Source organism: Legionella sp. MW5194, assembly GCF_016864235.1.
In the GTDB taxonomy this organism is placed as follows: domain Bacteria; phylum Pseudomonadota; class Gammaproteobacteria; order Legionellales; family Legionellaceae; genus Legionella_C.
This window is the reverse complement of sequence record NZ_CP045732.1, coordinates 626935-650706: the sequence shown is the minus strand read 5'-3', so window position 1 is coordinate 650706 and position 23772 is coordinate 626935. Positions and strand designations below refer to the sequence as shown.

Sequence of the window (23772 nt, the reverse complement as noted above, 5' to 3'; positions counted from 1 at the left end):
AGGATATTGATTTTGGAGATCGGGGCCAGTATGCTGTTGAGCGACATCCTTACTTTTGCGGAGAGACCATGTCAAAAATGACACGATCGCAAATGGAAGATGCTCTCATGGATAAAATTGAACAAGCCAAGAAAAAGCTTGAGCAATTGCAGCATAAAAACAAGCTCGAAATCGGCACGCTTGCCTACAAACACGGGCTTCATCATTATGACTTAAAGCAACTGGATTTGGTTTTTGCCAAAATTGCCAAGGAGCTTAAGCATGACCACTAAAACCAACATTCAAAAACAGCAGCAGCTGATTGCCCGCTGTGAAAAATCACTCGCCCTGGAGAAACTGAAAAAGCGCCGAGCGGATACTCGGCGTAAGATTGAGCTTGGCGGCTTGGTGATTAAGTCGGGGATGGATGTTTATTCGAAATCAGTAATATTTGGTGCCCTTGTTAACTCTCGTACTATTATTGCAAATGATAATAAATACAAAATACTATATGATTCTATAGGAAATAAAATTTTCTTAGCGGACTAGTTAAGAATTACATCTTCACTTATTTAGTTGTTATTGCAGGCTTATTCCTTAACGCATTCAAAATATGGTGAATAGGTGCCTAATTTTTTACTTTTTTGGCGATTATCGAGGGTAACTTTGGAGGAAACATGTTTGGCCATAAGTATATGAAAGAAAAAAGCGAACTCCAAAACATCATGCTCACCTTACTTGGCCTACGCGAAGGTGAGATAAATTTTATCCGCCATGAGGAAGACCAAATACTGAGTTTCCCTAAACTGGAAATTACCTCTAAGAAATATGAAGTGCATCACGACGAAGAAAAAACAACAAACAACCTTAACCGATTGATAGCAAGAAATAAGGCCACAATAGATTCCTATGCTTCTATTTTGAAAGCTCGCGGACTAAAGATTTCTACTTCTACCTCGATTGGAGGCGCTCCCGCGATTTATATTGATCATAGCGAAGCCGAAATTATTGAAAAACTCGGCTCTGAATCCCATCGTCAATCAAATGGAAATAATTTAGCTCTACAGTCCAAAATTTTAAAGCTGCAACAAGATGTCATTCAGCACCCTAATGGGACCACTTTGTCATCACCTAAAGGGACCACCCCATTAGCACTTAATGGGACCACCTAGTCATCACATAAAGGGACCGGGCTGTCAGCAGCTAAAGGGACCACCCCACCTATCAAACTTTGGTTAAAAATGAACATAATTTTTCTCTGTTTATTCATAAATGGGGAAATGGATGTCAAACCGGAGATTTGAGATGCACGAATATATCATTATTATTAGCCAATTGCGTCAAGGCGCTACGCTCAGAGGGCTGTCCCGTGACAAACTTGCCGATAGAAAAACGCTTAGGAGGGTGCGTGACATTGCGATAGAGCAAGGCTGGTTAGAAAAGGATAAGTCAATCCCCACAGAACAGGAACTGGCGTTATTTTTTGAAAAGAGCAGTGCCAATAGCTTTTTGAGCATACAGCCATACCGGGTGAAGATTGAAGAATGGACCAGACAGGGCGTTCAGGCCAGCACTATCTATGCTCATTTACAACGAGAACATGGTTTTAAAAGTAGTTATAGCGTTGTTCAACGCTATATCAAGTCTTACAAGGAAAAACAACGAGCGGTCACCACGATATTAGAGTTTAAACCGGGCGAATCAGCACAGGTTGACTTTGGGCAAGGACCTAAAATTACTGATGGCAAAGGAGAGGAACAGAAGACCTGGATCTTTGTGATGGTGCTCTCCTGGAGCCGTCATATGTATGCAGAAATGGTCTTACATCAGGATGTTGAGACATGGCTTGCCTGCCATCGGCGTGCCTTTGAATGGTTTAATGGTGTTCCAGAAAAAATAATTATAGATAACGCGAAGTGTGCGATTACGAAAGCTTGTTACCACAACCCTTGCGTTCAAAAGGCATATGGGGAGTGCGCATCAGGCTATGGTTTTATTATTTCCCCATGTCCTCCGTATGATCCCCAGAAAAAAGGCCGAGTTGAATCCGGGGTTAAGTACGTTAAAAACCGCTTTGTTCCACTGCGCCAGTTTAGAAGCTTAAACGATGCGAACGAGCAGTTAAAGATCTGGTTAATACAAGAGGCTGGCGCGCGCAACCACGGCACTACTCATGAAAAGCCTTTGGTTCTATTTGAAATTGAACAACCTCTTCTTAAAAAACTGCCTAACCATCCGCCCGAGTTTGCGGCGTGGGAAAAGGTCAAGCTTCATGGTGATTGCCATGTGCAATACAAGAAATGCCGATATTCAGGTCCATATCGCCTCGCACGGCAAGAGCTTTGGCTTAGAGCAACGGATACAACTATCCGACTGTATTTCAATCATCAACTGGTAGCACTCCATCCGAAACTCGAAATACCAGGCACCAAACATACAATACCAGAACACCTTCCACCGAATGCTTTGGCTTACTCGATGCGAGATGCCCAGTGGTGCCTAAAGCAAGCACATGAAGTTGGAAGCCAATGCGTGATTGCTATTGAGGGACTATTAAATGATTCAGTCGTAGATTATCTTCGGGCTGCACAAAGCATTCTCGGTCTTAGGAAAAAATATGGCGATGACCGTCTGGAGGCTGCTTGCCATAGAGCGCTTGTTTTTCAAAGCGTGCATTATAAAACAATCAAGACGATGCTAGAGGTTGGGGCTGAAAAGCAAGCCTTACCGCATGAGGAAGAACCGACAACATTGGCCAAACCCTATTCGGTAGGGGGAAAGTTCTGCCGGAATACGTCCCACTTATTACACTAATACAAACAACAGGAGACAAATGATGATAAACCCGATGCCCGAGCTATCTTCGCAGTTAAAACAACTACGGTTATCGCATGTTGCTGAGAACATCCCGCTGCGTAACCGTGAGTCTATAGAAAAGAAGCTAAGCTACCCTGAGTTTCTGGGATTACTGCTTCAAGATGAGTTATTAGGAAGGGAAAACAAAAAATTAAGAACACGAATGAAGCGTGCACGTATCCGTGGTGACAAGACGATAGAATCATTCGATTTTGACTTTAACCTTAAAATCAATCGCGCTCAAATACAGGAGTTAATCTCGTGTTCATTTATTGCAGAAAAAGTTCCCATTCTCATCGTAGGACCTTGTGGAACAGGGAAATCTCATATTGCTCAAGCCATAGCTCATTGTGCGATACAAAGAGGAATCGATACACTCTGGCTTTCGCAAAATCAACTCTTTAATGAGTTGCAAGCAGCTAGAGCATCAGGTCGATTTGATAAAAAGTTCTCAGAACTGGTGAAAATGCCACTACTAATCATCGATGATTTTGGACTAAGACCATTACGCAACCCCCAGGATGAGGATTTTCACGACCTAATCTCGGAAAGATATGAGCGTGCATCAACGATCATTACATCCAATCTGGACTTTAGCGAATGGGGTTCTGCTTTCCCTAATCGATTACTTGCTGCAGCCACTATCGATAGATTAAGACATAATTCATATCGGGTTACATTAGATGGTCCCAGTTACAGAGGAGAGCGAGAAACAAAAAAGCGAAAATAACATGTATAATTAACTAAAAGTGGACAAGTTTGATAGGTACCGTTTTGACATTTTAGGCGGTCCCATTAGCTGCTGATCGACGGTCCCTTTAGCATGCTGAATGACAGGTGGAAACAGATAGTAATTTATCCAATCAATCATTTTACCACGTGCACTGGTACAAGTTCCCATTGATGTATTGGTTGAATGTGTTAACTGATGGGATTTGTGTTGAAAAAGGAGACTTTGACATTGCTTATCCGAGTGAATTGGATGTGATGTGGAATGACGATGAGCTGGGTTTCGTCATTAATCCTGAGGCGGTATTGTTTGGTAGTTTACCCGCACAAGCGGCTTGCGCTGCTGATTCAAGTACCGCTTTATTGGGCAGTGCCATTGACAAACTCTTTTGGTGCGCAGGAGCTCAGGGAAGCATGTACCCTTTAACGGGGCATGTGCAAGAACATGTTGGCGGGGTTCAGGCATCAGTCTTACTGTCTGAGCGTATGAATTTTAAACTGCACCGCCAGGGACTATTGGAAGACACAGTAGGACTTGACGATTCGACAAGCAGCGCAAAATCCATTTGTCATACTCATTATTCCCCTATTTTGCCCAAATCACGTTACCGCTATCAAATGGTCAATCCTTTACCGACTACTAATGCCTGTTATCCCCTTGGGCGTGCTACGACCCTATGGGAGGCAGGGCACGAATATCCGTTTAAGGGCGAGGATTTTGGGTATCTGATCTGGCGCAAACGCAATTGTTGCGCCTTTTAACGATTAGGAGATGTGATGAAAACAATACGAATGAACACTTCTTTCTTGGTTGCATTATTTTTGTTGTCATTTCCTGCACTTGCAGAAGATGAAGCCTATATTGCGTCTATTGAGGCGAATACAAAAAATCGCGCCAATGCTTTTACAAATGAAATAAAGCAAATCAGTAAGTCTCTTGAGACTTCAGAAAAATCGGGTCAAATTGCAGAATTTACCGGCGAGATGCATCAAGTCATAAAAACACAGGAGCCCATTGTAACCCACTTAAAAAAAGTCAGTCAGGTACTCGTGTTCTTATCGTTTTCAATGCCAGAAAAAAGTCTAAAAGCCTGGCTTTTACAATGTAAAAAAAGTGGAGCAACACCTGTGATTCGGGGACTAATTCATAATTCGTTTAAAGAAACGATGACGGCTATTCAAACGCTCAGTAAAAAAACAGGAATTGGGATGCAGCTTGATCCTATTCTTTTTAAAACCTTTGATATCGCTATGGTTCCTGCAGTGGTTTATGTGAAAGACACCCCTGCTTGTCCTGCCAATATGGATTGCAAACCGGTGAGTTACGACAGTCTTTATGGTGATGTATCGCTGGACTATGCTTTGGAAAAAATGAGGGGAGATGAGCAGTCAGAAGACCCCGTGTTGGATCAAATGATTCTTCGGTTAAGAGGGGAATTAATCTAATGAAAGGCTTCGTTTTAGTTTTTTTAATCCTTTGTTCACAGGTTTTTGCACTTGATTTGAATCAGGCGTATCAAGAAGGCGTTCAGACCGGAACAAGCCATACCAATCAATCCATTGATTTATTAAAAGCACTGGATCTGAGCCAGTTTCCTGGCTATCAAGCCAATCTGCCGCAAGAACATTATTATAGTGGCGTCACGCAGGCAAGCACAGGTCTTGAAGCCGATTCGCAAACTGCCGTGGCTCAGAATGATGCAGGAAAGGCAGTAGGCGAAAGTTTTAATCATCGCCCCTTGTATCAAGTAAATCCTGCCTCGGAATCAATGCAAAAGTTAAATCAAATCGCGGAAAATGGAGATGCGATTATGCATGGTCAAAATACCGATAAAACCACCTGCTCTTTAAAACCCAAAGAATGCCATTACTCATGGCAGGAAAAAACATGCCTGTCTAGCAAGGTATTAGGTGTATTGCATTGTGCAAGACACTTAAGGTTAGATGTTTCCCCCTACAAAACAGAAAGTTACAGTCTATACCTGCGAAAAGGAGGTATGAGGAATACCCCTTTTAAAGTCTCAGTTAATCTGGCACAAGCGGATACCTGCCAACAAGGCAAAACTCCTTGCTATACGATTTATAAGGATTTAGCACCAGCACCAGCGATTCTATTGCCTGCCAATTGCGCCATGGTGAAGGTCAGTTTCCTTGATGAAAAGAAATTAGTGGTTGTTGAGCAAACAGCTACATGCGCCAATCCCACCCTATCATTGTCTGTTGGCAATTGTCGATTCGGTCGCTGCACAGTGCCCTATGTTCACTCCGTTTCGATGACGGTAGAAATTTATGAAAGCAAAGAGTATTGGGACGACCAATGCCAACATTTGCAAAACAAAGAAAAAGAGGGGTTGTGTCATATTACTGAGCCTCTAACATGCACTGAGCCCAATCAAACACGGATTATTGGCGATGTTCCATTGACCCGCCCTTGCTGGAAAGAGAGAGCATCCTACACCTGTGGTGGTAGTCAGGAGCAAAATACGTGCGATAACCTAGTTAATCAAGGATGTGAGCAGACTGCTTCAACTTGTGTGAAAGAAGAAGCAGGACTTTGCACAACCCATCAGCAAACGTATCAATGCCCGATAAACCAATGTACTGACAACCAACTGTTGTGTGGCGAGGATGCTTTTTGTTTGGATGGTAATTGCGCGAAACATGAACTAACCCCAGCCAATGAAGACGATTTTAAAAAAGCAATGTCCACCTTATCCGCCGCCTCGGATGCCTCAAAAGACTTTGATGGCAATGCCAATTTTATTTTCAAAGGTCAATTGCTTGAATGTTCAACAACAATGCTCCATTTTAAAAATTGTTGCAGTGATAAGGGGTGGGGTCTGGATCTTGAGCTGGCACAGTGTAGTGATGCTGAGAAAAAACTGGGAAAAGCTCGAGAAAACAAACTGGTAGTACCTACGGGTGAATATTGTTTTAAACGCAAAAAACTCCCTATTGGCTCGGTCTGTGTCGATCATCACCAGACTTACTGTGTCTTCCAATCTAAATTAGCCCGTATGGTTCAAGTACAAGGAAGACGTGATCAGTTACATATTGGTTTTGGCCAAAATAAATATTCAAATTGCTCGGGTATTACGCCTGAGCAATTGCAATTAATTCACTTCGAAGCCATTGATTTTTCAGAATTTTATGAGGAGGTAAAAAATAAACAAAAACAACCGGATTACCAACAGACTGCCAATGGAATAAGCCAGCGCCTTAATCAATTTTACAATCAAGGAGACATCAATGGCTAGATGGTTTTTTGTTTTGTTGGTTAGCGTGAGTCCTTTTTTGTACGCCGAGCAGCCTTATCTTAATGAGCATGAGGAAGGTTGGTATTGGCATAAGGATCCCAAAGAGGAAGTCAAGAATAAACCACAAACCGAGTCAGTGGCACCTTCACATGTAAGTAAACCTGCCGATCCTGATAAAACATGGAAATTGATTGGTAATAGAGTGCAACAGGCTCGCGCACAAGCTATTTTAAATCCAACTCCTGAAAATATTGCTCGTGCAAGACGATTACAACGATTGATTGTGGCACAGGCTAATCTGTTTTCTGAGAAATGGATGCTCGATCTGCTAATAAACCCCGATCAGGATGAAAGTCTTATTAATCCGAGCAGTAGTGCAGCACGTGATATCTACAACCAGCAAAACAGCATGCAAAAGGAAAAGGCGATTACTCAAATTAGTCAAACATCTGGTTTGTTGTATTTCTATGAAGGTGGTGAACCATTTAGCGAGCGCATGGCCCAAGTAGTGAGTGATTTTGCGAACAGTTATCACATGACTGTTATTCCAATTGCCATGACCAATCGCATCTCCCCGATGTTACCTAACTCACGAGTTGATTCCGGTCAGGCAACTCAGATGGGTGTTAAACACATTCCTGCGGTTTTTGCTCTTAATCCAGTATCTAAAAAAACCATGCCAGTTGCTTATGGCTTAGTCAGCCAGTCGGAATTGAAGGAAAACATTTTAATGGCAAGCAACGCTTTTCAATCGGGAGATTACAATGCGCAATAAATTAGCTATTTTTCTAATATTAGGAACGTTATTTTCATCAAGCCTATACGCCGATATTGATAATGCACCGCTTCATGCCCTTGCCAAACATCAAGGATTTTTCTTTTTTTTCAGTTCGAGTTGTCCTCATTGTCAACGCTTTGCACCCACGCTCAAACGCTTGAGTCAACACTATGGCTTTAGCGTAGTTGCTATTTCTGTTGATGGAGGCTTTTTACCATCCTTTCCTGATGCGGTGATGAATGAAGGACAAACGAAGGTATTTCAAGTCAGTGTTTATCCTTCTCTTTTTTTGATTAACCCAAAGAGCCAAGTGGCGAGTCTTGTTACTGAAGGCACTATTGATGAAGGCGAACTAACCAATCGGTTACTAAAAATTAGCCAGATACATGACAAAGAGGTGCCTTTATGAAAAAAATTCTTCTGTCTTGTGGGTTAATCGGTGCACTTGGCATCGGACAAGTGTACAGCAAATCAATAGGTGAGGATTTAACTGGTTATTTTAAAGCTCTTAATATGGGCGCGAATGTAACAGAGCCGCATGCTTACCAAGCGCAGCGTGCTGGTTTTTATACTGGCGGTAATTTATACGCTAGAAGCAGCGTACGTAATCTGCAAATCATGCGTTTGAGCTGGCCTAAAGTGTCCGCAGGCTGTGGCGGCATAGATGCCACGTTAGGTGGGTTTTCTCACATCAAAGGTAAAGAATTTGTCGATTTTACCAAGAATATATTGAACAACTCACAAGGTCTTGCCTTCCAATTGGCCCTAGAGCAAGCAACTCCTCTTTTAGGTAATGTGGCAACCAAATTACAAAACGTGGCTACCTGGGTGAACCAAACCAATATCAGCTCGTGCGCAACCGCGGAAAGTGCCGTACTGGGTTTAGCCCCACGCACCCGTATTGCACAACAACATGCCTGCCAATCCATCGGTCAATCCAAAAATCTCTTTTCAGACTGGGCCGAGGCACGACAAGGCTGTGGTAAAGGCTCCAGTAATTATGATTACGACAGAGTGATTAATGAAAACAGCAGCAATGAGCAGGTAGTTGATAATACCAATGTGGCGTGGAATGCGTTAAAGAAAAACGGCTTATTTGCAGATGATATCGAATTAGCTCAACTCATGATGACCTTATCAGGCACCTTAATTCTGACTCGCGATGCAGAAGGGGTGCATGTCCAACGCCTGTCTTCCTTAGTAAGTAATAACAATTTAATCAGCGCTCTTTTACGCGGTGGCGAGGTAAAAATCTATCAATGTGATGAAAAGGTCAAATGCTTACAACCCACCTTAACCAGTAAAAACATTGATATCAGTCATGGTCTTGAATCAAAAGTTCGTGATCTGATTTTGGATATGGCAAGCAAGATTAAAGACAATGTGGAGCAAAGTGAGGCCGCTAAAGGATTAATTGAGTCCACACAATATCCGGTGATGAAAATGGTCAGCGTTCAAATGGCCTTTATGAAGGACAGTGCAGTGATTGACACTACACGTTACTCAGAAGCCATTGCCATCGATATTTTATTTCAATATTTGAATGAAAACCTGCAACTCGTTAAACAAGCAGCAGGAGCTCTGCAATATCCAGAAGCAATAATGAAAGAGTTTCAAACTGATCTCACCCAGGCTCGTCGCGACTTGGTTCAAATGGAAGGTAGCGCGCATCAGCGAATGAGCATGGCGATGCAGATGATTCAAGAAACTCAAACCATCGAGCAAATGCTTGTAGGCGAATTTTCATCAGAGCTCACTCAGTCTTTGAGTTGGGCTAATCAAATGAGGTGAGTGAAATGGCTGTTACGATGCAAATTTATACGATTACCGGTGGTGAGTTACTTAAGGCGTTTTATAACGCCACCGCAGCTATGTTTCACTATGATGGAATACTTGGGATTTTTAGAACAGCACTGATTATTGGTGGGGTTTGGACTGTTGGCCAATTTATTGTAAAACGTGATGTGCGCAGTATGTTCTTCTTTATTTTAAAATATGCTTTTGTTATTTCATTTATTCTAACACCTACCTGCAATTTGCAAATCCACGATAGAACTGATCCTCTGCGACCAGATTTAACGGTTGATAACGTGCCCTTAGTTTTGGGTGTTGTAGGAGGATTAAGCAGTCAGCTAAGTGATAAAATAACCCGGCTTTTTGAATTCTTCTTTCATTCACCTAACGATATGGATTACAGCCAAACAGGCATGATCATGGGTGCGAAGCTCTTTTTATCAGCAAGTAATATAAAAATAACCGATCCGTTGTTTAATGCAAACATGCAAAAGTTCATGCAGCAATGCGTGTTCTATGATGTGATGTATGGACGATATGGCTTAAAAGACATTAATCAAGCAAGAGATATTTGGGAATTGGTTAAATCCAATGCCTCTGTTGCTCGTGGGTTTATTTACGATGGTTCATTTAAATCGTGTATGGAAGCCGCTAGTTTATTAGACAGTGCCTGGAGTGGCGTGATTGAAGATGCCAAATCTAAGTATGCAGGTTTTGCTTTTGGCAATCATTCAGATGCCCTAGCTAATTTCGAAAAATACTTACCTCAAGCTTATAATCATTTAACCGCCATGTCAGGTGATGCCGCAGCACTTATTCGGCAAAATATGATGGCCAACGCCATTCGCGATGGCGTGTTTTCTATGGGCGCACGTGTGAATTCAAAAGCGGCCATAGACAGTTTTTCAGCCAGTCGAGCACAGGATAAAATACCCGCGGCACTCAGCAACATTGGACTAATGTCCGCCTATTGGTTGCCCATGTTGCAAAGTCTTTTATTTTGCATTGTTATAGGGTGTTTTATTTTTGTCTTGTTTTTTTTCCCCTTTCCCTCCGGCATTTCTTTTTTTCAATTTTACGCAACACTGTATGTCTGGCTTGCCCTATGGGCACCGATGTTTACTGTTATTAACTACATCATGACTATTTTGGCGCAGTTTTCATTGTCCTTTGTGTCAACAGGGGCGACTACTTTGGCCTACCAAACAGGCATGAATCAAGTCTATGAAAATATGGCTGCCTTGGGAGGCTACTTAGTCTTGGCGACAACCACATTGAGTTATATGTTAATCAGTCGACACGTGGGTAGTTTTGTATCACTCACGCAACAACCAACAGGTATTGTTCAAAATGCCGCCTCCTCTGCGGCAGAAGAAGCACAAATGGGAAATTACAGCTACGGAAATACCAGTTTTGCTAATCATAATGGGTTTAATAGCAGTTCTTTTCATAACGATCAAAACGCCAGAATATCATTGGGTGGTATTGAAACAAGCCTTGATAGTGGTTCAATTGCGCGAATATCGCGTGATGGCAGTGAAACACTGACGATGGCAACTGCGACCTCGCATACCCCGCTTAATATTCAATTAGGAGAAAGCACGCGATCTGCATTTTCTGAATTATCCGACAGTGCTAAAAGTGCTGGGTTCAATAAATCAATTGCTTCATCAGAGCACTATGCGGCATCACTCAGAAGCCTGGCAGAGCTTGGTGAAACGCAATCACATGGGGAACAAAGTGGGCAGGGACACCAAATATCCACTTCAGCAGGCTTTAATGCGGCGGCATCAAAAATATCCAATCTCATTGATACCTTTGCTCACGATCATAATATTTCTCGGGATGACGCGACTAAAGTTTTAAGTGCTGCCAGTATTAATTTAGGAGGATCGTTTGGTTTTGGAACCGGTTCTGCAGTACCTGGGGCAAAGGGTAATATTGAGATTGGGGGAAATGTGCGTCATGAACGGGACAAATCAGAATCCCATCAAGACGCACGCTTGATGAATGAAGCGCGGCGCTTTAGTGAGGAACACCATTTTACAGATGTGGTGAATGAGGCAAGACAAGCCACCAAGGACGATCATTTCCGCACTTCTGATGATTTTAGTGGACGCTTGGCTAATAACTTTTCAGCAGGCTTTGATAAATCTATGCAGTATCGAGATGAAGCTGTGGCGAGTTTTTCCGAATCAGAGAGTTATCACCGACAAGCAACTACTTCCAGCGAACAAACAGCATCTATTAATCTTGATGCTCAAACAGGATTTATTGATTGGTTATCACATCATCGTGCACCTAATAGTCAGGGCACTATTGGGTTGCAACAGGCAGAATGGCTAATTCGTCACGATCCTGAATTAGCTCAGTCTTATGCAAGACAATTTGTTGGTGAAAAAACCGCGCAATCAATCAGCCAATTTCAAAAAAATCATCCTATTAACGAAAGTCAAGTGCACCAAAAAAATGAAGGATTTAAAAGTCGTATTGCAGGTAGTGCGGGGGTTGATCATGCCCTTGGGGATTATACCAATACGTTCAATGACCGAGCAAAGAACATCAATGCAGGAAGCGTCAATAAAGATTCGGTTAGTGCAGTTGATAAGGATTTTGCACGCGCCAAGTCAGAGATGTCCAAGAATGTTGAGGGCATAGTGCAAGACGGGTCGCAAGTCATGCAGGATGTCATCGTTGCCCAGGCAAACAAGGACGTAAAATGATGCTTACCAGGATCGGGTTCCATAAGGGTTTCCAGAGGTATCCATACCACTGCTTCCTGACATCGGCCGACCTGAGCTTGGGTTTATGCTCACAGAAGAGCCGTAGTGGTTTGAACGATGGTAATTGGGCGACTCATGTGAGGAAAACGGCTGGTTTAGTGATGAACCACCGTAGGATCCAAAAGAAAATGCAAAGCCTAGATCTGAGAGCATCAAATCAAAGCCAAAAGAGGCACCAAGCCCAAAAGCCGCTAAAGGTGACACAAGGAATAAGAGCCAATCGGTGCAGTAAAAAAATAAGGAGTCTTTGTTACTTGGGAAATCACCAAAACAAAGAAATAGTAACACCACAATTAAAAGAACAAGAGAACCGATTCCCATTGATGCCAAACGCAGTTTTTTTCTTTGTTCAGGGGACAATTCATCAAGTGAGCTTATCATCACTTGCCCTTTATAGTTCTTCTCCATTGGATTTTCTCCTTTTTATTCATTGTAGCCTGATTTTCACTTTTTTTATATCGATTCGGAGTCAATGATGGCGGTAAATCCTACAAAATTATTTATTCGCGGCGGTCAAATCTTTTTGCACAATGTCCGCATGTTCACACAGGTAGGTAAGAAAGTAAGCCTTGCTATGCTGATAGTTTTTTTTATTTTCTCAGTCATCGCTTTTTATTTTAATACCAGTGCGTATCAACGTTATATTGGCCAGCAATGGGTTAAAGCCCAGGCAATGACTTTAATACAGAGCAAAGCCAAGCAAGTGGTTCGCATGCCAACGGGTGAATCTTATCCAGTGTATTCAGCGCAAATTGTAAAAGCTCCCATGGTCATCGGCATTGTTAATCAATTAAAACAAGCTCTACTTAAGAGCATGATAGAGGCACTATTTGCCTCTGTCATGATGTTAATTGTCATGGTTAAGTGGTTGCAAAAAAGAGGGGAAAATCAAAGTAAAGCTAAGATCATTCGCGGCAGTGAGTTAGTTGATGAAAACACGTTACAAAAGTGCATCAAAAAGACAAGCAGGATTTCTCCTTATCGGATTGGTGGTGTATCTCTGCCCTTTGGTTCTGAAACCCAGCATATACAAATAGTCGGAACCACCGGATCTGGTAAAACTGTTGCTATTCGTGATCTATTGACGACAATACAAGCTAGGGGTGAGCGCGCGATTATTTATGATAAAGGAGGAACTTATTTATCCCGTTTTTATCGTGAACATCAAGATGTAATTTTAAATCCCTTAGATACGAGAGGCCATTCCTGGAATGTCTGGGCAGAATGCGAAGACAAAGCAGATCTTGAAGCACTTGCTGAGGCCATCATGCCGATGCCCATCAATAACACCATGGATCCCTTTTGGATTAAAGCCGCGCGTATGATTTTCGTCTCGACTGCCAATGAGCTAAAAAATGATCCTAAACGCTCCAATCTGATGTTATTGCAATATTTGCTCACAGCAGACTTAGGTCGAATTCATCATTTACTGCGTCATACTGAATCAGAATCTCTGGTATCCGATAAAGTACAAAAGACTGCTTTAAATGTGAAAACCGTAATGGCTACTTATTTAAAATCCTTACTGTATTTGAAAGATGATGGGGACATCTTTTCGATTCGCGACTGGATTTTGAATGAGCAGAATAATTCCTGTTTGTTTGTCAGTTCTGATGGGCGCAAACACCCAACCATCAGACCACTAATTTCGGCCTGGATTAATACTGCTACCAAAGAACTCTTAAGTTTAGCGCCTGATGATAACCGCCGTGTTTGGTTTATTTTGGATGAGCTGGCTACCTTGCATGCCTTACCTTTTTTAGCCGCAGTTAAATCAGAAAGTCGCAAATTTGGTGGTTGCTTCTTATTAGGTCATCACGGTGCATCCCAGTTGCGTACCATTTATGGTAACGATGGTGCCGCGTCCCTTTCAAATCTGTGTTCGACTCGATTGTTCCTACGCTTACCCGAACATACTGATGCGGAGCACGCCTCCCGCAATATTGGTACATACGAAATTGAAGAGGTGAATGAGTCCATCAGTTATGGGGCAAACACCATGCGTGATGGGATTTCAGTTTCTCGTCAAACTAAAGAAAAACAATTGGTTTTACCAACCCAAATTCAGGTAATCAATGATCTACAAGGATATTTGCGCGTCAAAGGGGAATTTCCTGCGGCAAAAATAAAGCTTAATTACGTTGATTATCCTCTCATTCATGAAGAATTTATTGCACGAGACATTGATCCTGATCCACTTCGTCAAAAAGTAGAGCAATTGGTGGACACCTACAGCGATCCCATCCTTGCCGCATCCCATGATGATGCTTTAGAGGCTGCAACTTCAACAAAAAAAGATATCACAAAACCAATTGCAAGAGAAAAAAAGCTTGAGGAAGAAAAAGAGCTTGTTGAGTTTTTATAAGAACAAATTGGGGGGTAAGCATGTTAAGTCTTCAGCCATTAGACAGTGCCGATGGAGCCGCAGCCTACTATCTAGATGTCGTCAATTATTATGAAAACGATTCTAAAAGTGTTCGTTGGTTAGGAGATGGAGCGAAAATTCTTGGGATCCACGGGCAAGCAGTAGAAAAAGAACAGATGATTGCCCTTCTGAAAGGCATATTACCTGATGGTACTCAACTCGGTCGAATCGATAAGGATGGTATTCATCATCGCCCCGGTTTTGATATGACCCTTACTGCCCCAAAGTCTTTTTCAATTTTACTTGAAAGTGGTGCTGATCCAAGGCTTGGAGAGGTGTTTGATAAGGCCGTAGAATGGTTCGTTGAAGAAATGGAAAAGGAGTTTGCACAAGCCAGGCAACTTGTTGACGGCAAAATTGAATATATTGATACCAGAAATTTAGTCATTGCAGCATTTCGTCAACCAAGCTCTCGTGCCAATGATCCTAATTCACATACGCACCTTGTAGTTCAAAATATGACCCACTGCCCAGATGGGAAGTGGCGCTCGCTTGCCAGTGACATGGATGGTCAAAAAGGCGTGGTTGAACAAATCATGAAGCACCATATCTATGGCGGGCTTAAATTTCGTAACAAATTAGCGAATTTAACCAAAGAACTTGGCTATCAGCTGGCATCTGATGGTGATGGTTTGTGGGAAATCCAGGGTGCACCTGAGCAGGTATTAACTCATTTTTCAAAAAGAAGGGAATCCATCGAAGCATTACTTGACGAAAAAGGCTGGAGTGGTGCTAAAGCATCCTCGATTGCGGCTCAAAAAACAAAATTGGATAAAGAAATCATTGATTATGAGAAATGGAAAGAAGACATCATCAAAGAATGCCAGGAAATGGGCTTTGATCCACATCAACTAGTGGCTTCATCGTATAAGCCTCAGAAAAATCTCTTTCAAACTTTAAAGGAAAACATTGTTGAGCGCTTTTATGGTAAGGATAACATCGAAATGACTCATGCCAGAGAGTCTGTGTATGTGGCCATTGAATCAATCAGTCAACAGCATGCGGTGTTTGAGGAAAGGGAACTTAAAAAAGAAGCGCTAAAATATGTAATCGCCAGCAATAAGATAATCGATGAAACCTTAATTAATAAAGCCATTGATGAAAACATTGCAAATCAAAACCTGTATACGGCAAGACACCCCTTCACACAAAAGCCTTTATTGACAACGCCCTGGCAACTAACACTTGAGAGCGAGGCCATCCAGCGTATTGAAAATGGTAAAGGTGCTGTTTCTGCTATTTGTTCGAAACAAAAAGTCAGTGAGTTTATAAAAGCAAAAGAACAGGAGATGGCATTTGCTTTATCCCCTTCACAGAAAAAAGCTATGACAACCTTCCTAACCTCAACAGACCGATTTATTGCCATTCAAGGGTATGCAGGAACTGGTAAAACCACGATGCTACGTTTGACTCGTGAATTAGCATCTCTTCAGGGCTATGAAATTCGTGGTATTACCGCAGGCTCGGCAGCCGCCAATGAACTGCGCCATAAAGGAGGGTTAAATGCTTCTACCTTTGCAAGAGAGTTAGGGAGATTGCAAAATCAGAAACAGGACTTAAGTAAAACCATATTTGTGGTGGACGAAGCCTCTATGTTATCTAATCCACAAGGACATAAAATCATCAAACTGGCAGAACAGTTTAATACCCAGTTAAAGATCATTGGCGATAAAGCCCAGCTTCCTTCCCCATCCAGCGGGAAATTATTCTCTGTCATTCAAGATTATGGGATTAAAACCGTTGCCATGACGGATAATCTTCGCCAGAAAGACTCAGAATTAAGGGAATCAGCAATTCATGCTGGTAGAGGTGAAATCTATGATGCCGTTGATAAGTTAACTCATGTGGAAACGCTTGATACTTATTTAAAACGGGTTGATTATATTTCAAGTAAATGGTTGTCATTAACACCAGAAGAACGCCAAAACACACTATGCTTTGCCCCAACGCACAGAAATCGCCAGGATATAACTCAGATTTTACGAAACGCTTTAATTCAAGAAGGGACACTAACCGGACAAGAGCATCTGCAACCCATATTAAAAGAACGCAATTTAACTGGAATTAAGCTCAGAAATGCAGCTTATTATAGTCAAAACGATATCATTCGTTTTAATCATACTATTCAGCGGTATAACATCAAAGCAGGAGATTATTTAACTGTTGGGCAGGTCACTAACAAAAACAAGCATAATAATACACTGATTCTTAAGCATGAAAATGGTCAAGCCATAAAATTTAAATTGTCCTCACTACCTGAATTTAGAACTGAAAACAAAGATTTGGAACGGCCTGTTGAAGTATATCGGCGAGAACAATTGAGTCTAATGGCCGGTGATCAAATTCAATGGAAACGTAATTCTGAACACAATGGTATTCGCAACTCTGAATTGGCAACCATCAGACAAATCAACAATGAGGGAATAACAATCATAACGGAAGACAATCAAACCCTACACTTACCTCACGGAGCAAAAGAACTACGACATCTTGATCATGGCTATGTACTCACGACCTATGCTACCCAGGGAAAAGATAAAAAAAGAGGTCTTGGCCTTATTGAAAGCCAAAACCGATTTGCATCAACCATCCAAAACTATTACGTGGAAACAACCCGTGGTATTTGGGAAATGATAGTAGTCACGGACGATAAAGATCATCTGGTTAAAGCCATTACCACCAATAACAGTGACAAGTACTCCTCAATGGATATGGTTGATTCAGATACTCTGAAAGCTCATGAAGCACGTTTTAAAGAGCACAAAAACAGCATAGTCTTACAAAATGCCATTGAAAAAAAATTATCGAAAGAACAGGACTGGAAGGGCTTGGAACAGACAGTAGAAACCTATGTTCAATGCAAACAACAAGGGGAAGATCGAAAAGCGGCAAAATTAGCATTTGCCATTGTGAATGATCCCAAATTGTATCGCCTTGCCAAAGAACGCTTGGGTTTTGGTGTTAGTACCTATCGGCGTGAAGCCCTGCGTTTCCAAACCTCGAAGTTATTACATTCACTACCCAAATCAGAAAGGCAGGATTTTTCTACTGTCAGGCAGTACGTGTTTTTAAACCAACAAATCCTTAAACGAAGTCAGCATATCAATGCCCAATCGTTGGATAATGGAATTTCAAATCAGAATAAACAAGCTCTGCAACAACAGTCCGCTAAACGCAATGCAGTAGCTTTTGTAATTAGTAGGGATCTGGAGCGTTATAAACCTTATTTGCAGCATTTTTCCATCGGAGAACTAAACCGAATTGGATTGCCACAGCATGAATATGGCAAGGAATTTAAAAAAGCACAGATGCGCCTGGAATCACTTGGCAAGCAGGCAACAAGGGACTTAATACGTACCAATATTTCGCTTTATTTAAACGCACAAGGCGAAGAGAAAGAAAGGCTTGCAGTCCAAATTAAAAGAGAATCCAAGTTATCACATTCTTTTGTTTTAACCCATGCAAAAGAATTGAATCAAAAGCCTGAATCATTATGGCAATCCATACATAAAGATGCGCGTTTGCATAGCGATAAATTGTTTCGAAATGGATTAAGTGCTGAGGGAAGATTGGCGTTCGATAACATCAAAGCCTATAAAGCATTACAGCTTGAGCTTAGAGAAAATTGGTCAGCAAGTTTAAAAGAAGCGGGAAACAGTGAAGGGAAGAGTAGTAATCCAAAATCTATTGAGTTACTCACCCGCCGCAATGAGTTAGCTCACGAATTGATGCAAAACAAAGCCATGCCTGAAATAGCCTCTTATTTCAAGCTGGATTTGGCAAAGTTAGCAGTACAAACAGAAAAACAGCAGTATCGGGAAAACATCAAGCAATTTACGGCAAGTAAGTCTAATTTCAAAACACGTCTTGCAGTAATTAATGAGATTAAAAATGATATCACTGGCCATTATCCCTTTATTAAAGAAGCAAATATTGAATCTAAAACCCTTAGTAAATATCTACGAGTTACCGACAGAAAGGAACGATTATCTAATATTTCTTCACCTGAGAAAAAAGACTATCAATGTTTCCTGACTTACAAAAAAGCCAGTATGCAAACTTACAGGCTTTGGCAGCAGGCGCACCTTAATAAAGCTGATGGCAATGTACAAAATAACAAGCTGATATCAGCAGCAATCAGTCAGTCATCAAAACGTGATGCATTGGCTCATCAATTAAAAGGCTCAAAGTACCTTGATTCAATTTTATCCTATGAAAAAGGCAACAAAGAAAAGCTGTTAGCCCAGGCTAGCAACCACCAAATAAAATTGCGTGAAATTAAGGAGCTAAATGAAGTCGTACACACACTATCAATGCAGTTCCCTAGCGTCACAAACTCTAATTCTGCAAAAGAAATATCAGCCTGGAAAAAGAACTGGTTATCTCTTTCCAGTCATATGAAGCAAATTGAAAAGGGCAGCGGTTATCAATTAGCTTTGCAAGAATATCCATTGAATGTGTCATCTGTAAATACAATTAATAAGGAATTAGAAAATAACTACGATTTTAAGCCAGAAACGATCACCCAAAAATCATTGCAATCAACCAATCCGGTCTTACAAAAAATCCAACAATCTGCACAATTTTTGGATGCCAGAATTATTAATGAAGCTCTGATGGCCGACCCAGAAACTACCTATAAAACAATCTGGGGTGAGCCAAAAACACAAAACTCCAGAGAGTTACGTTATTCTGGTGGCTTAATTGTAAGCTTGAAAGGCAAGGACAAAGGCTTATGGCATGATTTCAGTGACGGAATAGGAGGCGCGCCGATTCAAGCGATTATTGCTAGAGATAAGCTGTCCTTTAAAGAAGCACTCTCTCAAGCTGCGTCCATGGTAGGCATAAATCAATTAGAAAACCTTTCCATATTCATAAAAGCCCCCATTTCCAGTAAAAATGAATTACAAAAATTAAATGACCTTGAAAAGAAGAACAAAGTAATTTCTGCAAAAAGTATCTGGGATGGTTCTATTCTTGCAAAGGGAACATTGGCCGAAAAATATTTAAAACAACATCGGGGCATAGAATCCATTGATAAAATGGATATACGTTTCTGGCCCACTGGATCTCAATGGAAAAACTGCAATGAACAAGGATTATTGGAAGATAAAGTTAATAAAATCCCAGCATTAATCATTGCTGCAAGAAATGAAAAAAATGAACTAACAGGCGTTCAACGAATTTATCTGGACAAGCAAACAGCCAGTAAAAATAAATTCATGGACAACCCAAAGCTATCCAAAGGAATCATAGACGGCAGTTGTGGCGTTATTCAAAAAGGAATGCAAGGATCCCGCCTTTATATCGCCGAAGGTTTTGAAACAGGTGCTTCCATCGCTCTCGCGGACAGCAAAGCCACAGTTTTATGCTCCTTTGGCGTTTCAAACATGAAGAACTTAAGCCCAATCATCAAAAAATTCCATTCAAAAGAAGTTGTTATTGCAGGAGATAATGATGGAGAGTTCGCTAAATCACAACAAGCCATCGAAAAAACAATTAATGCCTTTAAACAAGATAACTTAAGTGCCAGAGCAGTATTTCCCGATGGGTTGCAGGGAAAAGCAAAAACAGACTGGAACGATATTCATTTAAGCAAAGGGATTGCAGAAATCCAAAAGCAACTAATGAGAAAGGATATAGGAGCCATTTCCTCAATCGTTGATAAGCCAATTGAACTACCAAAAACAATTGCCGATTTTGTACAAATAAAGTCCATGAAGTTAAGCGGCAGCCAAATCATTTCCATTAGAGACAATGCTGCAACCATTGACAATAAAAGAGACTTAAATCAATTAGTCGCAGCTTACAACAAAAGTCAACAAGCATTAGAAAAATCTGGCTCCTTCACTCCTGAAAAAACACTGCCCACAAAAACAAGGAGTGAAATAGAAATGGATCGTTAGATACACCAACCATAGCATAGCGTATGCTCACACTGAAAATATCTGCCATTGATACTAAATCAGGTGTTCATATTATTTTTCTGTTTTAAACACATAATCTTAGAGAACCCCCAAAGGATATTGGGACAATCAAGGGACATAACCACTTCGGTAATTCAGTGCCTCAGACTCAAAAAATACCCGTTTGAACTATAATTAAACACATCGGGTCTTATTTATAGAGGGCAAAGGATGGCCAAACTAAATCCAATTTCGTTTGAAGAAGCATTAGAGAATTCAACCAACAAAAATAGATCCATATTGTTGGGTAATGGCTTCAGTATTAGTTTATGTGAAAATTTTGATTATAAATATCTATACAAACAAGCACAAAAGTTAGCAGATGAAGGGGAGATATCCATAAGTAAGAGCATCAAAAATCTATTTGATGACATCAATACCTGCGATTTTGAGAAAGTGTTGGACCATTTAAATATAACTATAGAAACCATAAAACATTATCCTAAAGCGGAATTACTCAACAGAACTCTCAATAAGGATAAGGATAATCTAATTGCCGCTTTCTACAATACAATAAACTCTGTTCATCCCAAATTCCAAAGCGACATTTCTCCTGGTACTTTCATAGCATGTTTAAAAATATTATCAAACTTTAACAAAATATTTACTACAAACTATGATCTTTTACTGTATTGGATAATTATGAATAGGACTAATCAACATTTAGACCTGTTCAATTTACATGATTTTGACTTTTCATCATTACCACATGACGATGGATTTACGCGTGATATGAATACCAATGATTTTCCAAAATGGAATAATAATCTTTCAAGGGGTCCGCAAGATGTTTTTTACTTACATGGAAGCTTATTCATTATTAATGCTATAGAAAATTTTATTAAGATTAATAACGATAGCAAAGACGGGCGCATTTTAGAACAGATAGATAAATGGTTGAAGGATGACCAGCAACCATTAATTGTTTTAGAGGGTAATTATAAAGATAAGGCTAAAAAAATTTATAGACACTCATACCTTCGATGTTGTCTAAATGCTTTATCTACTTTAAAGGGTGATCTATTTTTAATCGGCTTTTCAATAAACGATGAAACGGACAAACACATCATTGAAAGCATTCAAGAATCTGTGATTGAAAGGGTTTATGTTGGGTACTATAAAGAATTAGATAAAGATTTTGAAAAAAGAATAAAACAATTATCGTATACAAATGACCCAAGCAGAGAAAGAGAACTATTTATTTTCAATACAAATGAAGCAATACAATGGAAAGCTATTAAGCTAGTTACTAAAGGTAAATAGTTATCTACAACTGTCCCATATGTGTCCCATAATCCGGATGGTGATTTTGAAAACAACCTATAACCATTGGTATACCTGGTGCCGCTGCGCGGAATCGAACCGCGAACCTTTTGAATATTAATCAGAAGAATTGAGTTCATATATATATGATAAAACTCAATATTTGAGTTTGTATTATATATTCAGGGGCAATTATGGGGTACTGCATTTTTGTCTGTAAGCAAAAACAAACTTATTTGTTTGATTTTTTGCCTCATTATTTTACTTTTAGCGAATCGAAATGGGTGGCGCAAATGCCTTTAGTAGAGTTTACCTACTAGGAGGTGACCGCCAGTAAGACCGAACATAAATGGGATCGCTGTATAGCTTTCTCCAATGTTGCCTTACAAAAACGGTTTTTTTGCTATGTAGCATCAAGTACTCCTTCAGTTACTTCCCTAGTAAATCCTAGGTTTTGAGCTTTATTGCCCTGTTCCAATAGCAATTTTCTCAAAGTGAAATAACATAAGGCGGAGCGCCACTGTTTAATTATAGAGCATAAATGAGTCCTAATTTTCTAAACTAGACTAAAATTAGATAAAAAGGATAAATAATGATAAAAAATAGTGAAAAGGAATCAATAATCCGCATTAGACCATTTTTAAAATGGGCCGGCGGTAAGTTCCAGATAATAAATAAAATTCGTGCGAGCCTACCTAAAGGGGCTCGTTTGATTGAACCGTTTGTAGGTTCAGGAGCAGTTTTTTTAAATACGAACTATAACAAGTTTATACTCGCTGATATTAATGCTGATCTAATTAACTTGTTTGAACATTTGAAGTTTGAAAAGCATGATTTTATCCATTTTTGTAAGCAATTTTTTACTGCTGAATTTAATAAAAAATCAACCTTCCTATCATTGCGTACAGAATTTAATTCAACTACAGATAGCCACTTGAAGGCTGCACTATTTATTTATCTCAATCGTCATGCTTTTAATGGCCTCATGAGGTACAACAGTTCTGGCATGTTTAACACGGCTTTTGGGGATTATAAAAAACCTTATTTTCCAGAAAATGAAATGTTGGTTTTTATTCAAAAAGCGGAAAAAGCAGAATTTAAATGTGCTGATTATAGCGTAATTATGGGAGAAGCTATTAAAGGAGATGTAGTTTATTGCGACCCCCCATATGTTCCATTATCTGCATCAGCCAATTTTACAAAATATCATTCCACAGCTTTTGGACAAGAAGACCAGAGACGATTAGTTGAGTTAGCTAAAGAACTGGCTGCGAAGGGGATTCCTGTAATTTTATCTAATCATGATACGGCTTTTACTCAGAATTTATATCAAGGATCAAGCATTATCAGTTTTGAGGTGCAACGGAATATCAGTTGTAACGGGAGCACAAGGGGACGAGCACGTGAAATGCTTGCCCTATTTAATTAGGGGTGTTGCCATGAAGCAGGGTGGTTCATATGCAAATAGTAGCGGAAAGGTTCTTGAGGGATTAGTAGAGTTCGCTCTAACAAAAAAGGGCTTTACTGTAACTCGTTATAAGGATTGGAAATTAAACCCTTCGAATTTTGGCGAAGAGCTATTATTAAAAAATGTGCCATATGAAGGAATTTATAAACATGCCAGTACCACCGAGTTTGTCTTAATATCTAAGGCATATAACTTAAATACAAGAATTGAATGTAAATGGCAACAAGTTTCTGGGAGTGCTGATGAAAAACTACCTTATTTGTTTTTGAATTGTTCTGAAAAAATGTTTGAGCCCCATATTATTATTTTACTTGACGGGGGTGGTTCAAAGACTGGAGCAGTAAATTGGCTACGTGAGGAGTGTGATAAATTTAATTTAAGCCAGTCAAATGCTTCAAAACGGCAAATAGACTTAATGGATATGACCGATTTTGTTAAATGGGTTAATACAGTTTTTAAATAGAGATGAGAATA

Annotated in this window: 18 protein-coding genes; 17 read left to right on the top strand and 1 reads right to left on the bottom strand. The window is 40.3% G+C overall.

Features of this window, described 5'->3' with window-relative positions; genetic code table 11:
• The first annotated feature begins 68 nt into the window (after positions 1–68).
• The 12 genes from GH742_RS03115 (at position 69) to GH742_RS03060 (ending at position 12116) form a co-directional block, all read left to right on the top strand.
• Positions 69–272 carry a hypothetical protein gene (locus tag GH742_RS03115; RefSeq protein WP_108295101.1) on the top strand — a complete coding sequence of 68 codons (204 nt, stop codon included), beginning with the start codon at positions 69–71 and terminating at the stop codon, positions 270–272.
• On the top strand, positions 262–528 hold the full coding sequence (locus tag GH742_RS03110; RefSeq protein WP_203456079.1) for a conjugal transfer protein TraD: 267 nt from the start codon (positions 262–264) through the stop codon (positions 526–528). The genes GH742_RS03115 and GH742_RS03110 overlap by 11 nt, the downstream gene beginning before the upstream one ends.
• A gap of 146 nt (positions 529–674) precedes the next feature.
• On the top strand, positions 675–1151 hold the full coding sequence (locus GH742_RS03105; RefSeq protein WP_203456078.1) for a hypothetical protein: 477 nt from the start codon (positions 675–677) through the stop codon (positions 1149–1151).
• 133 nt (positions 1152–1284) lie between these two features.
• On the top strand, positions 1285–2793 hold the full coding sequence (istA, locus tag GH742_RS03100; RefSeq protein WP_151298575.1) for an IS21 family transposase: 1509 nt from the start codon (positions 1285–1287) through the stop codon (positions 2791–2793).
• A gap of 19 nt (positions 2794–2812) precedes the next feature.
• The gene (gene istB, locus GH742_RS03095) at positions 2813–3565 is read left to right on the top strand and encodes an IS21-like element helper ATPase IstB (RefSeq protein ID WP_272927805.1); all 753 of its coding nucleotides are present in this window, start codon (positions 2813–2815) and stop codon (positions 3563–3565) included.
• A gap of 107 nt (positions 3566–3672) precedes the next feature.
• Positions 3673–4326, top strand: coding sequence for a TraU family protein (locus tag GH742_RS03090; RefSeq protein WP_239005261.1), 654 nt, complete (start codon positions 3673–3675; stop codon positions 4324–4326).
• A gap of 15 nt (positions 4327–4341) precedes the next feature.
• A complete protein-coding gene (gene trbC / locus GH742_RS03085; protein WP_015444243.1) occupies positions 4342–5010 on the top strand; it encodes a type-F conjugative transfer system pilin assembly protein TrbC in 669 nt (222 codons plus the stop codon).
• Positions 5010–6821 carry a type-F conjugative transfer system mating-pair stabilization protein TraN gene (traN, locus tag GH742_RS03080; RefSeq protein ID WP_010947796.1) on the top strand — a complete coding sequence of 604 codons (1812 nt, stop codon included), beginning with the start codon at positions 5010–5012 and terminating at the stop codon, positions 6819–6821. Before trbC ends, traN begins: the two co-directional genes overlap by 1 nt.
• The gene (gene traF, locus GH742_RS03075; RefSeq protein WP_010947795.1) at positions 6814–7596 is read left to right on the top strand and encodes a type-F conjugative transfer system pilin assembly protein TraF; all 783 of its coding nucleotides are present in this window, start codon (positions 6814–6816) and stop codon (positions 7594–7596) included. Before traN ends, traF begins: the two co-directional genes overlap by 8 nt.
• Positions 7586–8008, top strand: a complete 423-nt coding sequence (trbB, locus tag GH742_RS03070; RefSeq protein WP_010947794.1) for a type-F conjugative transfer system pilin assembly thiol-disulfide isomerase TrbB — start codon at positions 7586–7588, stop codon at positions 8006–8008. Before traF ends, trbB begins: the two co-directional genes overlap by 11 nt.
• The gene (locus GH742_RS03065; RefSeq protein ID WP_010947793.1) at positions 8005–9390 is read left to right on the top strand and encodes a conjugal transfer protein TraH; all 1386 of its coding nucleotides are present in this window, start codon (positions 8005–8007) and stop codon (positions 9388–9390) included. Before trbB ends, GH742_RS03065 begins: the two co-directional genes overlap by 4 nt.
• Before the next feature lie 5 nt (positions 9391–9395).
• Positions 9396–12116 (top strand): conjugal transfer protein TraG N-terminal domain-containing protein, encoded by a 2721-nt coding sequence (locus GH742_RS03060; protein WP_015444244.1) that lies wholly within the window; start codon positions 9396–9398, stop codon positions 12114–12116.
• Positions 12117–12119: 3 nt separating this feature from the next.
• On the opposite strand, the gene GH742_RS03055 is transcribed toward GH742_RS03060, so the two are convergent.
• The gene (locus GH742_RS03055) at positions 12120–12584 is read right to left on the bottom strand and encodes a hypothetical protein (protein WP_021437030.1); all 465 of its coding nucleotides are present in this window, start codon (positions 12582–12584) and stop codon (positions 12120–12122) included.
• 64 nt (positions 12585–12648) lie between these two features.
• On the opposite strand from GH742_RS03055, the gene traD reads away from it, so the two are divergent.
• From traD to GH742_RS03030, 5 genes are all read left to right on the top strand, one after another.
• On the top strand, positions 12649–14541 hold the full coding sequence (gene traD / locus GH742_RS03050; RefSeq protein WP_010947791.1) for a type IV conjugative transfer system coupling protein TraD: 1893 nt from the start codon (positions 12649–12651) through the stop codon (positions 14539–14541).
• Between the two features lie 20 nt (positions 14542–14561).
• The gene (traI, locus tag GH742_RS03045) at positions 14562–20507 is read left to right on the top strand and encodes a conjugative transfer relaxase/helicase TraI (RefSeq protein WP_010947790.1); all 5946 of its coding nucleotides are present in this window, start codon (positions 14562–14564) and stop codon (positions 20505–20507) included.
• Positions 20508–20738: 231 nt separating this feature from the next.
• Positions 20739–21830, top strand: coding sequence for a DUF4917 family protein (locus GH742_RS03040; RefSeq protein WP_010947789.1), 1092 nt, complete (start codon positions 20739–20741; stop codon positions 21828–21830).
• Positions 21831–22422: 592 nt separating this feature from the next.
• Positions 22423–23259 (top strand): Dam family site-specific DNA-(adenine-N6)-methyltransferase, encoded by an 837-nt coding sequence (locus tag GH742_RS03035; RefSeq protein ID WP_010947788.1) that lies wholly within the window; start codon positions 22423–22425, stop codon positions 23257–23259.
• Positions 23260–23269: 10 nt separating this feature from the next.
• Positions 23270–23761: a PD-(D/E)XK nuclease superfamily protein gene (locus GH742_RS03030; RefSeq protein ID WP_015444248.1), complete on the top strand. Its 492-nt coding sequence runs from the start codon at positions 23270–23272 to the stop codon at positions 23759–23761.
• Positions 23762–23772: the final 11 nt, after the last annotated feature.